15 protein-coding genes are annotated in these 15,511 nt (G+C 60.9%); 7 read left to right on the forward strand and 8 right to left on the reverse strand.

Annotated elements, in window-relative coordinates:
- The first annotated feature begins 152 nt into the window (after positions 1-152).
- From hslO to CUR33_RS19495, 3 genes are all read left to right on the forward strand, one after another.
- Positions 153-1,040 (forward strand): Hsp33 family molecular chaperone HslO, encoded by an 888-nt coding sequence (gene hslO, locus CUR33_RS19485; RefSeq protein WP_090250400.1) that lies wholly within the window; start codon positions 153-155, stop codon positions 1,038-1,040.
- Positions 1,041-1,220: 180 nt separating this feature from the next.
- The gene (locus CUR33_RS19490) at positions 1,221-2,762 is read left to right on the forward strand and encodes a phosphoenolpyruvate carboxykinase (RefSeq protein ID WP_090250397.1); all 1,542 of its coding nucleotides are present in this window, start codon (positions 1,221-1,223) and stop codon (positions 2,760-2,762) included.
- 761 nt (positions 2,763-3,523) lie between these two features.
- Positions 3,524-5,452: a RecQ family ATP-dependent DNA helicase gene (locus CUR33_RS19495; RefSeq protein ID WP_289240666.1), complete on the forward strand. Its 1,929-nt coding sequence runs from the start codon at positions 3,524-3,526 to the stop codon at positions 5,450-5,452.
- Positions 5,453-5,455: 3 nt separating this feature from the next.
- On the opposite strand, the gene CUR33_RS19500 is transcribed toward CUR33_RS19495, so the two are convergent.
- From CUR33_RS19500 to CUR33_RS19525, 6 genes are read right to left on the reverse strand one after another with little or no spacing between them, the layout of a single operon-like run.
- Entirely contained in the window at positions 5,456-5,893 is a 438-nt protein-coding gene (locus CUR33_RS19500) for a nucleoside deaminase (RefSeq protein WP_289240667.1), read from the reverse strand.
- Positions 5,894-5,921: 28 nt separating this feature from the next.
- Positions 5,922-6,533: an ABC-type transport auxiliary lipoprotein family protein gene (locus tag CUR33_RS19505; RefSeq protein WP_289240668.1), complete on the reverse strand. Its 612-nt coding sequence runs from the start codon at positions 6,531-6,533 to the stop codon at positions 5,922-5,924.
- Positions 6,530-7,447, reverse strand: a complete 918-nt coding sequence (locus CUR33_RS19510) for an MlaD family protein (protein ID WP_170048631.1) — start codon at positions 7,445-7,447, stop codon at positions 6,530-6,532. The genes CUR33_RS19505 and CUR33_RS19510 overlap by 4 nt, the downstream gene beginning before the upstream one ends.
- Positions 7,448-8,236, reverse strand: coding sequence for an ABC transporter ATP-binding protein (locus CUR33_RS19515; protein ID WP_160085895.1), 789 nt, complete (start codon positions 8,234-8,236; stop codon positions 7,448-7,450).
- Positions 8,233-9,378, reverse strand: a complete 1,146-nt coding sequence (locus CUR33_RS19520; RefSeq protein ID WP_167143653.1) for an MlaE family ABC transporter permease — start codon at positions 9,376-9,378, stop codon at positions 8,233-8,235. Before CUR33_RS19520 ends, CUR33_RS19515 begins: the two co-directional genes overlap by 4 nt.
- 60 nt (positions 9,379-9,438) lie before the next feature.
- Positions 9,439-10,365: an exopolyphosphatase gene (locus tag CUR33_RS19525; RefSeq protein WP_289240669.1), complete on the reverse strand. Its 927-nt coding sequence runs from the start codon at positions 10,363-10,365 to the stop codon at positions 9,439-9,441.
- A 189-nt stretch (positions 10,366-10,554) separates the two neighbouring features.
- On the opposite strand from CUR33_RS19525, the gene CUR33_RS19530 reads away from it, so the two are divergent.
- Positions 10,555-10,896 (forward strand): cupin domain-containing protein, encoded by a 342-nt coding sequence (locus CUR33_RS19530; RefSeq protein WP_090250378.1) that lies wholly within the window; start codon positions 10,555-10,557, stop codon positions 10,894-10,896.
- Between the two features lie 11 nt (positions 10,897-10,907).
- Here the strand turns inward: CUR33_RS19530 and CUR33_RS19535 are convergent, their stop codons facing one another.
- Together CUR33_RS19535 and CUR33_RS19540 are read right to left on the reverse strand one after the other, a co-directional pair.
- On the reverse strand, positions 10,908-11,561 hold the full coding sequence (locus CUR33_RS19535; RefSeq protein ID WP_289240670.1) for a DUF3313 domain-containing protein: 654 nt from the start codon (positions 11,559-11,561) through the stop codon (positions 10,908-10,910).
- Between the two features lie 88 nt (positions 11,562-11,649).
- Positions 11,650-12,588 carry a class I SAM-dependent methyltransferase gene (locus CUR33_RS19540; RefSeq protein ID WP_289240671.1) on the reverse strand — a complete coding sequence of 313 codons (939 nt, stop codon included), beginning with the start codon at positions 12,586-12,588 and terminating at the stop codon, positions 11,650-11,652.
- 151 nt (positions 12,589-12,739) lie between these two features.
- On the opposite strand from CUR33_RS19540, the gene CUR33_RS19545 reads away from it, so the two are divergent.
- From CUR33_RS19545 to CUR33_RS19555, 3 genes are all read left to right on the forward strand, one after another.
- Positions 12,740-13,342 carry a nitroreductase family protein gene (locus CUR33_RS19545; protein ID WP_289240672.1) on the forward strand — a complete coding sequence of 201 codons (603 nt, stop codon included), beginning with the start codon at positions 12,740-12,742 and terminating at the stop codon, positions 13,340-13,342.
- A gap of 175 nt (positions 13,343-13,517) precedes the next feature.
- The gene (locus CUR33_RS19550) at positions 13,518-15,008 is read left to right on the forward strand and encodes a flavin-containing monooxygenase (protein WP_289240673.1); all 1,491 of its coding nucleotides are present in this window, start codon (positions 13,518-13,520) and stop codon (positions 15,006-15,008) included.
- A 181-nt stretch (positions 15,009-15,189) separates the two neighbouring features.
- Positions 15,190-15,360, forward strand: a complete 171-nt coding sequence (locus CUR33_RS19555) for a hypothetical protein (RefSeq protein ID WP_167143638.1) — start codon at positions 15,190-15,192, stop codon at positions 15,358-15,360.
- Positions 15,361-15,511: the final 151 nt, after the last annotated feature.

Raw genomic sequence — 15,511 nt, forward strand, 5'->3', positions numbered from 1 at the left:
AGAATGCAAAATTCCCCCTGTCTTTTGTCGACAACTGTGACCCGGTTTTGTATCGATAGCTTCCACCCGCAGCGCTGATAGATAAGAGGCGCTTGGTCGGATGGGCGTTTGCGCCTAAAATCGCGGGCCGAGTCACATTCAGTGAAGTTGGCATGTCTGATTTTTCCCAACGCTTCTTGTTCGACGACAGCGATATCCGTGGCGAACTGGTCGGTCTGACCGACAGCTACAGCCATGTGCTGGCCAAACACACCTACCCGCAACCGGTCGCTCAGCTGTTGGGTGAACTGCTTGCTGCCGCCTCCTTGCTGATTGGCACCCTGAAATTTGAAGGCCTGCTGATTCTCCAAGCGCGCTCTTCCGGTGCTGTGCCGTTGCTGATGGTTGAGTGCTCCAGCGAAGGTGAGCTGCGCGGTATCGCCCGCTACCACGCTGAACAGATCACTGCCGATGCCAACCTGCGCGAGCTGATGCCCGATGGCGTACTGGCCATGACCGTTGACCCGAAATCCGGGCAGCGTTATCAGGGGATTGTCGATCTGGAAGGGGATACCCTGGCCGATTGCCTGACCAATTACTTCGCCACGTCCGAGCAGCTGCCGACGCGTTTCTGGCTCAGCGCCGATGGTCAGCGTGCTCGCGGCCTGCTGTTGCAGCAGCTGCCGGCGGACCGCCTGAAAGAAGCGGATGAGCGTGAAGCCAGCTGGCAGCACGCCATGGCCCTGGCCGATACGCTGAAGGCTGAAGAACTGCTGGGCCTGGATAACGAAACCCTGTTGCATCGCCTGTATCACCAGGAAGCGCTGCGCCTGTTCGACCCACGTGCCTTGCTGTTTCGCTGCAGCTGCTCGCGTGAGCGCTCCAGCCGCGCGCTGATCAGCCTTGGCCAAGCCGACGCCGAAGCGCTTGTGCAGGAGCACGGCGGCAGCGTGGAAATCGATTGCCAGTTCTGCAACGAGCGCTATCTGTTCGATGCCGCCGATGTGCTGCAACTGTTTATCGATGGCAGCATCGAAGCGCCATCGGATACGCGCCACTGAGTTTCAAGCAGATTCGGGGGCACACAGCCCCTAAACCGTGTCGGAATGATCTGATCAGAGGCTGCACCCGCAGCTGGCTTTTTCTGGCATAATCCGGCGCACTTTTTTCGCTGTAGTAGTGCCTATATTTCTACTACAAAACGTTCGGAAGACTCGGCCACGTGGCCGACGGGGACCCACATGACGCAAGCCAACAACGCCGTGTACACCGACATCAGCGCTGCCCAACTGGTCGAAGAAGCTCTTCGTCGCGGTGAAGGCGAGCTGGCCGCCAACGGCTCGCTGGTCGTACGCACAGGCCATCGCACTGGTCGTTCGCCGGCTGATCGCTTCATCGTGCAAGAGCCGAGCACCGAGGCGAAAATCGCCTGGGGCGCAATCAACCGTCCGTTCCCGGCTGACAAGTTCGATGCCCTGTGGGACCGCGTACAAGCGTTCTCCGACGCGCAGGACAGCTTCGTGTCCTACGTTCATGTAGGTTCTGCCGACGCGCACTACCTGCCGGTCAAAATGACCACCGCCACTGCCTGGCAGAACCTGTTCGGCCGTTGCCTGTTTATCAATCCGGAGCAGTACAACCCGGCTGGCAAAGACGAGTGGCAAGTGCTCAACGTTGCCAACTTCGAGTGCGTACCGGAGCGTGACGGCACCAACTCCGATGGCTGCGTGATCCTCAACTTCGCCGCCAAGAAAGTCCTGATCGCCGGCATGCGTTACGCCGGTGAAATGAAGAAAGCCATGTTCAGCGTGCAGAACTTCCTGCTGCCGGACGCCGACGTGCTGCCGATGCACTGCGCGGCCAACATCGGTGAAGAAGGCGACGTGACCCTGTTCTTCGGTCTGTCCGGCACCGGCAAGACCACCCTCTCGGCCGACGAAAGCCGCTACCTGATCGGCGACGACGAGCACGGCTGGGGCGTGGGCGTGGTGTTCAACATCGAAGGCGGTTGCTATGCCAAGTGCATCGACCTGTCCGAGAAGAACGAGCCGGTGATCTGGAAAGCCATCCAGTTTGGCGCCGTGCTGGAAAACGTGGTGCTCGATGAGAACCGCGTACCGAACTACGCCGACGACAGCCTGACCCAGAACAGCCGCGCGGCTTACCCGCTGGAGCTGGTCGAGAAGCGCAGCGAGAAGAACCTCGGCGGTGAGCCGAACGCCGTGATCTTCCTCACCTGCGACCTGACTGGCGTACTGCCGCCGGTGTCGATCCTCAACGAAGAGCAAGCGGCTTACCACTTCCTCTCCGGTTACACCGCGCTGGTCGGGTCCACCGAAATGGGTTCGGGCGGCGGCATCAAGTCGACCTTCTCAACCTGCTTCGGTGCGCCATTCTTCCCGCGTCCAGCTGGTGAATACGCTGAACTGCTGATCAAGCGTATCCGCGGCTTCGGCTCCAAGGTCTACCTGGTCAACACTGGCTGGACCGGCGGTGGCTACGGTGTTGGCAAGCGCTTCAACATCCCGACTACCCGTGGCGTGATTGCAGCGATTCAGAGCGGTGCGCTGATTGGTACCGAGACCGAGCTGCTGCCGATCATCAACCTGAGCGTGCCGAAGTCGGTACCGGGCGTTGAAACCAATCTGCTCAACCCACGCAACACCTGGGAAGACAAGAACGCCTACGACGAAGCCGCCAAAGGCCTGGCCGGTCTGTTCATCGAGAACTTCAAGAAGTTCGATGTCAGCGATGCCATCAAGAACGCCGGCCCGCAGCTTTAAGTTGTAACTGCCGCGTTGAAAAAACCGCCGAAATCGGCGGTTTTTTTATGCATGGGAAATTAAGCATCAATCTGTAGGAGGCGCTTTAGCGGCGAACTTTCGTTAATGAGCGAGTTGTCGCGGCTAAAGCCCCTCTTGCGGTGCACTGGCAGGCACAGTAAGAAACGGAAAAGCCGCCCGGAGGCGGCTTTGGGTGCGTATCTGCTAGCAGATCAGGCACGTTTGCGGGTGTCGCGCGTTGCACTCTTGCTCAGGTGGCCGCTCTGCACGGCCTTGGCTGTTGCTGTATGGCTGTCTCAGGCCACAGCGCTAACCGGGTTGGCAACTCAGGCGATATCCAGGGCCTTTGCCTGCGACTGTCGACTTCAGCATGACTGGCGAGTGCCAGGTAGGTGTCGATATGTCGCGGGTGGCCGCTGGTGCTTTCGAGTTGTGTGGCGGCGTTAGGGCCATGGTTTGGCACACCTAACGGCGAACCTGAGTTTCCCGCCAGACTGCGCATCGGCCTGTGGTTCGCATCAGCTACTCCGGTTCCGCCGGGGTCTTTGCTGCGCGGCCATCTGGCCTGGGTGGTGAGCGATCTAGTGGATAACCGGCAAGCTGCCGCTGAAACCAGATACCTGCATACTCATCTCCTTTTTATTGGCATGGTTTGAATGTACGCCTGTGTTGCCCGTCGTGTTAGTTGGATTGGCAATAGCGGTGCGACCTGTAGGAATTAATCATTGTTTACCGCCGCGGCGGTCAATGGAGTGACAGCCATGAGTACCCTGGAACGTGTGTTCGGCTTCAAGCAATTGCGCCCCGGTCAGGAGCGTGTGGTCACGGCCGTGCTCGCCGGACGTTCGGCGGCGGCGATCTTCCCCACCGGTTCGGGCAAGTCGTTGTGTTATCAGCTGCCGGCGTTGCATCTGCCGCATCTGACCCTGGTGGTCTCACCCTTGCTGGCGTTAATGCAGGACCAGCTGGCGTTCCTGCATGGCCGCGGCATCAGCGCCGCCAGTATCGATTCGGCGCAAAGTCGCGAGGAGGCCAGCGCGGTGATGAGCCGGGCGAAATCCGGCGAGCTGAAAATTCTGATGATCTCGGTCGAACGGCTGAAGAACGAGCGCTTTCGCAACTTTATCGGCCAGGTGCCGATCTCGTTGCTGGTGATTGACGAGGCTCATTGCATCTCCGAGTGGGGCCATAACTTCCGCCCGGATTACCTCAAACTGCCGGACTATCAGCGCCAGTTCGGCATCCCGCAGGTGCTGCTGCTCACTGCCACGGCCACGCCGCCGGTGATTGCCGATATGCAGCAGAAGTTTGCCATCGCCGCTGATGATGTGGTCACCACCGGTTTCTACCGCGCCAACCTCAACCTGCTAGTCGAGCCAGTCGGCGGCGCCGACAAGCAGCGTCGTCTGGAGCAGTGGTTGGATGCCAAAGCCGGGCAGCCAAGCATCGTTTACGTCACCCAGCAGAAAACTGCTGAGCAAGTGGCCACGCGCCTGAGCCAGCGGGGCATTGCTGCCAGTGCCTACCACGCCGGTATGCCGCATGAGGCGCGCGAGGCGATTCAGCGTCAGTTTATGGCCGGGACGATCAACTGCATCGTCGCCACCATCGCCTTCGGCATGGGCATCGACAAGGCCGATATCCGCAATGTGCTGCACTTCGACCTGCCAAAATCCATCGAGAATTACAGCCAGGAGATCGGTCGCGCTGGGCGCGATGGCCAGCCCTCCGACTGCCTGGTGCTGGCCAATCGCGACAGCCTCAACGTGCTGGAAAACTTTGTTTATGGCGATACGCCGGAGCTGGACGGCATTCGTTGTGTGCTCGATAAGCTGCTGAGTGAAAGTGATAACGGCGAATGGGAGCTGATGCTTAACCAGCTCTCCGAGCAGAGCAATATCCGCCAGCTGCCGCTGAAAACCCTGCTGGTGCAGTTGGAGCTACGCGGCATCATCGCCCCGCGTTACGCCTATTTCGCCGAATATCGTTTCAAATTCCTCCTTGAGCCCGAAGCGCTGCTGGAGAAGTTTGAGGGCGAGCGGCGGCAGTTTGTCGAGGCATTGATCAGCACCTCGCAGCGCGCCCGTACCTGGTGCACGGTGGATTTCGACCAGCTCTACCAGCAGCATCAGGCCGAGCGCGGTCGGGTGATCAAAGCCCTGGATTACTTCCAGGAAAAGGGTTGGGTCGAATTGGAAAGCAAGCAGATGACTGAGGTCTACGCGCTGCTCGACCCCGGCTTCGATCCGGCGGCCTTGAGCGTCGAACTGCATGGCTATTTCAGCCAGCAGGAGGCCAGCGAGATCAGCCGGATTCACGCCATGCTCGCGCTGTTTGCCAGCGAGCAGTGCCTGAGTCAGCGTTTGGCCGCCTATTTCGGTGACGCCAACGCGCCGCAGCAGTGTGGGCATTGTTCTGTGTGCCGGGGGCAGGTTGCCCTGCTACCCGAGCCGCCAGCGTTGCCGCCGCTGGCGGAGCTGGATATGCAGGCACTCTGTGACGGTTTTGTGCGCAAGCATCAGGAACTCAAGGGCGTTGAGCCGAGCACTGAATGCCTGACGCGCTACCTCTGTGGCATCAGCGTGCCGCTGTTCACCAAGCTCAAAGCGCGTCAGTTCAGTGGCTTTGCTGCGTTGGACGCCTACCCCTATGCGGCAGTGCGCGAGTGGCTGATCGCCCAGCGCGGCTAGCCGCTACTCGCCAATATCCTCGTTCCACAGCGTCGGTTGTGCGGCGATAAAGGCCTGCATCAGGTGCAGGCATTCGTTGTTGTGCAGCACATCGAGCTGCACGCCGCGCTCGCGCAGCAACGCTTCTTCGCCGAGGAAGGTCTGGTTCTCGCCGATGATCACCTTGGGGATGCCATACAACAGGATTGCGCCGCTGCACATCGCGCAGGGTGAAAGGGTGGTGTAGAGCACTGACTCGCGGTAGGTCTGCGCGCTTTGCCGGCCGGCGTTTTCCAGGGCGTCCATTTCACCATGGCGGATGGCGCTGCCTTGTTGCACGCGACGGTTATGGCCACGGCCGATAATCTGGCCGTTGTGCACCAGCACCGAGCCGATTGGGATGCCGCCCTCGGCCAGGCCCTGGCGGGCTTCGTCGATGGCCGCTTGCATAAATTTGTCCATGGTTCGCCCCTCGCTGGAACAACTCAGTTCATTTTTGCTGCGCGGTCTGACCTTGGGTCAGGGTCCACTCCAGCACCTCGCGGGCCAGTTGGTCGCCGGCCTGGCCAAAGGCGTTGACCACCGCCGGCACCGAGGTGTCGCTGGCCGCCTGGCTGACTTCAAAACGCCGGCTGGCGAGGATGCGCAGGCTGCCACTCTGCACCAGGCGGGCTTCGAATAGGATGCGCGCGGCTGGGCGGCCGTTCTGGTATTCGCTGTGGAAGGCGCGCAGGTCGCCGTCCAGCTCCAGGTCGGCCTGCAGGCGGCTTTCATCGCTGCTCACCGCCTTGAGGCGGCCGTCGTCGAGGAAGGCGTCAATTAACCGGTCGCGCAGTAGCAGTGGTGCGCGGTCGCTCCAGCGCACACCCTGGTAGGCGCTGATCTGGTCACCCGGCGGCAACACGGCAATCCGCGTGCTGTCGAGCAGCTGGCTGCTGTAGGGCTTGTTCACCCGCAACGCCCAATCGGTGCTGGCGTCATGGCTGGGCAGGCTGCTGGCCGGCAGGCGGTAGATGCTCAGCACCTGGCTTTTCGGCAAGACCGAGCAGGCGGCCAGGTTGCCGATCAGCAGCAGGGCGGCGAGCAGGCGAAGACGACTCATGGTTGAAACTCCTTGATGGTGTCACTGCGCAGCAGGTAGCCGGCCGGGTCTTCTTCCAGGCGGCGGGCGAAGGAACGCAGGGCGCTGAGGGTTTCGCGCAGTTCGACAATGGTCGGGCCCAGTTCGCCGATGCCTTGCATGCCGTTGTTAAGGGTGCTGTGGTTATCCGCTAACAAGCGTTCGACGCTGCTGCTGCTGCGCTCCAATGAGGCCATCAGACGATTGGCGCTGTTGACCGCGTCGTGGCCTGGGCCGCTGAGCAGCTGGTTGGCGTTGCGCATCAAGTCAGTGGCCTCCTGGCTGGCGCGGGTCATCTGTTGCAGGGCCTGGCGCAGTTCGTCGCGCTGTTCAGCCACGCTGGCGCTGGTTTGTTCGATGTTGTCCAGGGTGCGGGAAATACGCCCGATGTTTTCGTGCGAGAACAGCTGATTGGCGCGGTCGAGCAGGCGGGTGACGCTGACAACCAGGTCTTCACCGTTGGACATCAGGCGGGTCAGCGGCGATGGATCGGCGATGATTTCCGCCAGTTGGTCGTTCTTGCCTTCCAATGCCGGGCTTTCCGGGGTGCCGCTGTGCAACTGGATCAGTGAGGCGCCGGTGATCCCGGTGATCGACAGGCGAGCGCGGGTGTCCTGTTTGATCGGTGTGTTGGCGTTGACGCGGATGTGCGCGCGAACCTTGCGCGGATCGTTCGGGTCGAGACGCAGGCTGATCACGTCGCCGACCTTGATGCCGCTGTACTGCACCGCGCTGCCGGCCGACAGACCGCTGACCGCTTCGTTAAAGATCACGTCAAAGTCGTGGGTTTCCTGGTCCGAGCTGGCCTTGCTCAGCCACAGGGCAAAGCCCAAGGCCGCGGCAACCATCAGCACAGTAAACAGGCCAATCAACACGTGGTGGGCACGCGGTTCCATTCAGTTGCTCCCTGGCGCGCCGCTGGCGGCCTGTTCGGCTGCGCGTCCGCGCGGGCCGTGAAAATACTCGTGAATCCAAGGGTTGTCGGTGGCGGCTACCACGTCCAAGCGGTCGGCCACCAGCACGCGTTTTTCCGCCAGTACGGCCACCCGATCACAGATGGTGTAGAGGGTGTCGAGGTCATGGGTGACCAGAAACACGCTGAGCCCAAGGGCGTCGCGCAGGGTCAGGATCAATTGGTCGAAGGCCGCCGCGCCAATCGGGTCGAGCCCTGCGGTGGGTTCGTCGAGAAACAGGATGTCCGGCTCCAGGGCCAGGGCGCGGGCCAGAGCCGCGCGTTTGATCATGCCGCCGGACAGTTCGGTCGGGTATTTGTCGCCCGCGCCACGTGGCAGACCGACCAGTGCCAGCTTGACCTGAGCCAGACGTTCGGCGGCGGCGCGCGTGAGGCCGGCATGTTCGATCAGCGGCAAGGCGGTGTTTTCGGTCACCGTCAGCGAGGAGAACAGCGCACCGCGCTGGTAGAGCACACCAAACCGCCGTTCCAGCTGCGAGCGGCGCTCGGGAGGCAGGCTCAGCAGTTCTTCACCGAACACCCGCACGGTGCCGGAGTTGGCGCGGCGCAGGCCGAGAATGCTGCGCAGCAGCACTGATTTACCCGTGCCTGAGCCGCCGACCACACCGAGCACTTCGCCGCGATACAGGTCCAGCGCCAGGTCCTGGTGCACGGTCTGCGCGCCGAAGCGGTTGACCAGGTTGCGCACTTCGATAATCGCTTCGCCCTTCACCAGCCCATCTCCATCAGAAACAGCGCCGCCAGGGCATCCAGTACGATCACCACGAAAATCGACTGGACCACGCTGGAGGTGGTGCGCTCGCCCACTGACTGCGCGCTGCCAGTGACCTTGAAGCCCTCCAGGCAGCCGATCACGGCAATCAGGAAGGCAAAGATCGGCGCCTTGGCCATGCCCACCAGGAAGTGCTTGAGGGCGATATTTTCCTGCAGCATGGCTAAGTACATGGCCGGTGAGATATCCAGGCTCAGGGCGCAGACCACCGCGCCGCCAAGGATGCCGCTGAGCATGGCGATAAAGGTGAGGATCGGCAGGGCGATCAGCAGGGCGAATACCCGCGGCAATACCAACAGCTCCATGGGGCTCAGGCCCAGGGTGCGGATGGCGTCAATTTCCTCGTTGGCCTTCATCGAGCCGATCTGCGCGGTAAAGGCGCTGGCGGTGCGCCCGGCCATCAGAATGGCGGTGAGCAGCACGCCAAATTCACGCAGGAAGGAAAACGCCACCAGGTCGACCGTATAGATGCTCGCGCCAAAGTCGGCGAGCACCGTCGCGCCGAGAAAGGCCACCACCGCGCCGACCAGAAACGTCAGCAGGGCGACGATGGGTACGGCATTCAGGCCGCTCTGCTGCAAATGCGCGACCAGTGAGGTGATGCGCCAGCGGCCGGGGCGCAGAAGGATGGCGAACATCGCCGCCAGGGTCATGCCGATAAAGCCGAGCAGGGCGATGCCTTGTTGCCAGAGCTCATCGACGGCCTGCCCGATCTGCCCGAAGAATTCACGCCAGGCGGGGATGTGTTTGCTGGACAGCGCATCGCCGGCGTCGGCAATCGCTGTGCCCACGGTTTGCAACAGGGCGCGGCGCTCGCTGGGCAGTCCTGGCGCGTCCTGAGCCAGTTGCGCTAAGCGCTGACTCCCGAGCAACTCCACCAACAAGGCAGCACCCGCAGTGTCCAGAGCGCCAAGGCTTTGCAAGTCGACGCTGGCGGTGCTGCTCAATGTGCCGTGCAGTTGCCGAACCTGGGCTTCCAGGTCGGCGTAGTGAGCGAGTGTCCAGTCGCCGCCGATGCGCAACCCAGAAGGCGCATCCGTGCGGCTGGACTCAAGCGGCGTGATAAAAGGTACTGTGCTCATAGGGCACAGCTTAACCCTCTAGCAGAGGCTACGCCCAGCCTGCTTAGGACATCGTGCTGCCTAACCGTCGGCAGTGATTTCGGCAATCAGCTCGCGCAAAGCGGCTTCAGCGTCCTCGTTGGCCAGCTGGCAAGTGCCGGCATTGGCATGGCCGCCGCCGTTGTAGCTCAGGCAGAGCTCGCCGACATTGGTGTTGGAGCTGCGGTCGAGGATCGATTTGCCGATGGCGAACACGGTGTTCTGCTGTTTAACGCCCCACATCACGTGGATCGAGATATTGCACTGCGGATAGAGGGCATAGATGACGAAGCGGTTGACCGCGTAGATCGTTTCTTCATTGCGCAGATCAAGCACCACCAAGTTGTGGTAGACCGTGGCACAGCGCTGGATCTGTGCTTTGGCCTCGCGTTGGTGATCCAGGTACAGCGCCACACGCTCTTCAACATCGGGCAGCTGGAGAATTTCATTGATGCCGTGGGTCTGGCAGAAGTCGATCAGCTGCATCATCAGTTGGTAATTGGAAATACGGAAATCACGGAAGCGGCCGAGGCCGGTGCGCGCATCCATGATAAAGCTCAGCAGCTCCCAGCCCTGTGGGTCGAGGATGTCCTCGCGGCTGAATTGTGCGGCGTCTGCCTTGTCCACGGCCTCCATCATTTCGTCCCAGTCCCGTGGGAATGCGTCGTGACCGCCGTAGTGCTTCCACACCACCCTGGCTGCGGAAGGCGCATCGGCATCAATCAGATGATTGCTCGCCGGTTGGTTACGCAGGGTCTCGCTGAGGTGATGGTCAAAGGCCAGGTGGCAGCCAGGGACATACGGCAGGTTGGTGGTGATGTCGTGACTGGTGATCGCCACTTTGCCGTCCTGCATGTCTTTGGGGTGGACGAAGAGGATGTCGTCGATCAGGTTCAGGTGTTTGAGCAGGGCGGCGCACACCAGGCCGTCAAAATCACTGCGGGTGACCAAGCGGTAAAGACTGGACATAGAGCATCTCCGGATCGGGCAAACGGCTGAATAAGCCAACAGGCCCTCTTCAAAGTAGCACGCGGTTGGTACGTCGGCCTGAGTGGAGGGGCTGCGCTTCCAGGCAGTTGCAGGTCGACCTCAGGACAGTCGCGACAGGTGGGCGGCCGTAGGCTGCGGGTGATGTTATACCGACCTTAGGAGCCACTCATGTCACCGATTACCGTACTGCGTGATACCCAGCCGATTCCGCTGCTGGATGCCTGCAAGTGGACGCGCATCGCCGGCGAGCCTCACACCGTCAACCTCAACGCCTACACCTCGGCGGACGGCAGCAAGATAATGGGCACTTGGATCTGCACGCCCGGTAAATGGCAGGTGGCCTATGAAAAATGGGAGTACTGCCACTTCCAGGAGGGTTACTGCATCATCACCCCTGAGGGGCAGGCGCCGATTCATCTGCGGGCCGGCGACATTTTTATCGTCGAGCCCGGGATGAAAGGCACCTGGGAGGTGGTCGAGACGGTGCGCAAATACTTTGTATTTGCCTAAGCCGTCAGACCTTAGGGTTTGAAGTTGCGCGCATCTTTGGCCCACTCATCCAGCGCCGGCTTGATGTCCTTGAGGTTGAGCTGAGTGCTGTCGTTTTCCAGCTGCAGGCCATGGCCCTTGCGTATCACGCGGGTCATCGGCTGGCTGTTGCGCCCGTCGATGGCTTCCAGCTCAACATAAATGCTGCTGTTGAGATCGCGAGTACCGGCGGCGGTGCTGGCGGCCGCGGCAACCAGGGCAATCGGCACCACTTCATAGACTTTCAGCCCTTCCGGCGACAGGTTGACCGCGGTTATGGCTGAGCGCAGTACCAGGGTGTCACGGTCGGCATATTCGACAACCTTGAATCGTCCAGCCAGTTCAAGGCGTATGGCCTGCTGCAAGTAGAGGGCAATGCTGTCCAAGGTCTGCTGGCTAACTTGGGCAGTGGGCGTCGGTGCGGGGTAAAACACTGGCCGCTCGACCAATACTGAGCGGTAGTTCTCGGGCTTAAAGTCCGGTGATACCCAGCGCATCACCGGCGCGCCGCTGGCCGACTGTGCGGGCTGTAGCTGTGAGTAATCACTGAGGAAGCCCGAATACTGCGACGGTTGCGGTGTGCTGCTGGCGCAAGCGGTCAGTAACAGCGTGGCGGAAAGGGCAAGGCCAAGGATTTTTAGCGTCATTGCGGCGATCTCGCGAGGGGTGGTCGCCTAACTGTAGACCAGCCAGCAACAGGCAATATCGTCCTTAGCCGGCGCCCTGCGAGCGGGTTCAGTGCCGCTGAAACACCAGGGCCTTGAGGGCGCTGTCTGGCTGGCTGTCGGGAAACTCTGGCGGGTTGTCCAGGCGTTCGCTGAAGTGCAGGCTTGATGCTTCAGCGGCCATGGCCTGGATCAGGTAATCGGGGCCGATTTCCGGCTCATTGCTGCAGGCCAGTACCGTTCCGTTTGCACTCAACAATTCGGGCAGGCGGCGCAGCACCTTCGGGTAGTCCTTGCTCAGCACGAAACTGCCGCGCTGAAACGATGGTGGGTCGATGATGATCAGGTCATAAGGACCGTACTTGGCCACCTTGCCCCAGGATTTGAACAGGTCGTGGCCGAGAAATACCACCTGGCTGAGGTCGTGCTGGTTCAGCCGATGATTATCGCGGCCACGGCTGAGTGCTGCTCTGGCCATGTCCAGATTGACCACCTGATGCGCGCCGCCGGCCAGTGCAGCCACGGAAAACCCGCAGGTGTAGGCGAATAGGTTGAGCACGCGCTTGCCCGCTGCCTGCGCCTGTACCCATTGACGGCCATAGCGCATATCGAGAAACAGCCCGCTGTTTTGCTTTTTGCCCAGATCGAGGCGGTAGTGCAGGCCGTGCTCACAGATATCCCAGTGCTCAACCGGTTCGCCCAGTAGCCATTGCGTGGGGCTTTCTGGCAGGTAGCGCTGTTGCAGCAACAGGCTGTGCGCGCCACTTTGCTGCCAGGCGTTAGATTGCCCGAGGTCGAGCAGCATCTGCTGCAGTGCGGCCAGTTCGGTATCGCTCACCGGCTTGAACAGCGCCACCAGCAGCACGCCTTGCAACCAATCCACGGTGATCTGTTCCAGCCCCGGCCAGCAGCGGCCTCTGCCGTGAAACAGCCGGCGGGTTTCACTGGGCGGCGCAGTTAGGGCGTCGAGCAGGTGTTGCTGGAGGGTCATGAGTGCGGCTGGTGTCATGGGCTGTGGTCAATTTGGCGAGGCGGCGATTTTAACAGGCGGCCGCCTAGAATCGTCTGTATCGATCATTGTTATCGGTAAAGGCGTTTGGCGTTACGCCCGGCAAGTGCCTAGCATTGCTCTCTTTCACACCTGCATATAAGGATCCCCCATGCATATCGACGAAGCCATCCGCAGCCGCCGCGCCGTCAAAGGCTATGACCCGGCATTTACCCTGAGTGATGCCGAGAAGGATGAGCTGCTGCAACTGGCGTTGCTCGCACCTTCAGCGTTCAACCTGCAGCACGTGCGTTTGGTTGAAGTCAGCGATCCCGCACTGCGCCAGCAGCTGCGTGACGTGGCTTGGGGCCAGGCGCAGGTGACCGACGCCTCGATGCTGGTGGTGGTCTGCGCCAAACTCGACAGCTGGCAGCAGGATGTCGGCCGCGTCTGGGAAGGCGCTCCGCAAGAAGTACAGGCCTATATGGCCGGTGCCATCGACACCTATTACCGCGACAAACCGCAGGTGCAGCGCGATGAAACCATGCGCAGCTGTGGCCTGATGGCGCAGACCCTGATGCTCGCCGCGCGCGGCAAGGGTCTGGATTCCTGCCCGATGGACGGCTTTGATTTCGATGCGGTGGGCAAGTTGATCAACCTGCCTGAAAACCATGTCATCGCCCTGATGGTCGCGGTAGGCAAGAAGACCATTGAGCCCAAGCCGCGTATCGGCAAACTGCCGTACACCGAAGTGGTGTTGCGCGACCGTTTCTGATCGCTGGGCAGGTTGTTGAGCGCTCTGGTCATTCTTCAGCCATAACTGTGGTCAGCCTGCGCCTGATCACACCACTAAAGGTTGGATGACAAACGCGCTATTGGGGGTGAATCTGGCGGGCATTACGGGTCGATCTATCGACCTGCAGCCATAACAAGAAGCCTGAGGAGCCCCCATGTCTGTCGAACACCTGGATGTCTTGATCATTGGTGCCGGCCTGTCCGGCATCGGTGCGGCCTATCACCTGATGAAGCATTGCCCCGGCAAGCGCTTCGCCATCCTCGAAGGCCGGGAAGCGCTGGGCGGTACCTGGGATCTGTTCCGTTATCCAGGCATCCGTTCCGACTCGGACATGTTCACCCTTGGCTACAACTTCAAACCCTGGACCAACCCGCTGGCGATCGCTGACGGCCCGTCGATCCGCAGCTATATCGCAGAAACGGCCGAGGAAAACGGCATCCAGCAGCACATCCGCTTCCAGCACAAGGTACTCAAGGCCGACTGGTGCAGCGAGCGCGCCACCTGGACCCTGCAGGTGCAGCGCGGCGATGAACCGGAGCCGATCAAACTGAGCTGTCAGCATCTGCTGATGTGCACCGGCTATTACCGCTACGAAGCAGGCTACACCCCCGAGTTCAAAGGTCGCGAACTATTCAAGGGCGACTTTATCCACCCGCAGCTGTGGCCGGAAAACTTCGATTACAGCGGCAAGAACGTGGTGGTCATCGGCAGCGGCGCCACGGCCGTGACCCTGGTGCCGGCGATGACCGACAAGGCCAGGCACGTGACCATGCTGCAACGCTCACCGACCTATGTGGTGAGCCTGCCGCAGGGTGATCCGATTTCCGACGTGCTGCGCAAGTTCCTGCCGGAAAACTGGGTCTACCGCCTGGCGCGCACGCGCAATGTGACGGTGCAACTGGGCTTCTACAAACTGTCCAAGGCCTTCCCCAACCTGGTACGCAAGGCGTTGCTCGGGTTGGCGCGTCATCAGTTGGGCAAGGGCTTCGACATGCGTCACTTCAGCCCGCGCTACAAACCCTGGGACGAGCGTGTGTGCGCAGTGCCCAATGGCGACCTGTTCAAGGTGCTACGCCAGGGCAAGGCCTCGGTGGTGACTGAATTTATCGACGGGTTCACCGCCAAGGGCATCCGCCTAAAGTCGGGCCAGGAGCTGCCAGCGGATGTGATCATCAGCGCCACCGGTCTGGAATTGCAGCTGTTTGGCGGCATGCAAGTGGTGGTGGATGGGGTGCCCTTCGATGCGGCCAAGAGCATGGGCTATCGCGGCATCATGCTGCGTGATCTGCCCAATGCTGCAGTGGTACTGGGGTACACCAATGCCAGCTGGACGCTCAAGGCGGACCTCTCCAGCGAATACTTCTGCCGTCTGATCAACCATATGGATGCCAACGGCATGCGCCAGTGCACCCCGCGTGACAGTTCGCGGAAGGTTAAAGAGGCGCCCTTCCTTGATCTGGCGTCCGGCTATATCCAGCGCGCCGCCGACAAGATTCCCACCCAGGGTGATCGCGCGCCATGGAAGCTCTACCAGAACTATCTGCTCGACCTGGCGCTGCTGCGCTATGGCAAGGTGGAAGACGGCTACCTGGAGTTCAGCTCACCGCATGTCGGCGAAACTGCCACTGCGGCGACAGCGGTCTAGACTGAACAGTGATGTAAGCCAAACGCTATAGCTGCTTGCTGCGTTATGCCTACAGAGATGTGGCCATTTGCCGCTTTAGAGACAGGCATTAGGCCACTATGCTTTTGTGACAGCTTTCACGGATGAACGGGCCGGTATACCTGGCTGCTGTCGCAAAGGAGTCCTCTAGAGGATGAAAAGAATGGAATCGCTTCAGCAAGAGCAACGTTACCTGCCAGAGCTGCGGGCGCACATCGACAAATTGCTGGCCAAAGGCTGGGTGATCGCTGAGCGCAGCCCGCTGACTCTGCAGTCCGGGCGTAAGACCTACATGGTTGTGCACGGCATGTTGATTGGCGATAACGCGTTTTAACCTGCGCCCCCACTGTTTTCCCGGGCCGCTGCTGATCAAGATGATCAGCAGCGGCCTTTTTTGTGCGTGTTGCATTGTTCAGGCGCTTACTGGCGGCAGGTATGCCTGTATCGCAGCGCTGTTGGCAACGGGCCAAGGCGGGCTATGCCTG

The organism is Pseudomonas sp. FEMGT703P (assembly GCF_002786345.1).
Taxonomy (GTDB): domain Bacteria; phylum Pseudomonadota; class Gammaproteobacteria; order Pseudomonadales; family Pseudomonadaceae; genus Aquipseudomonas; species Aquipseudomonas peli.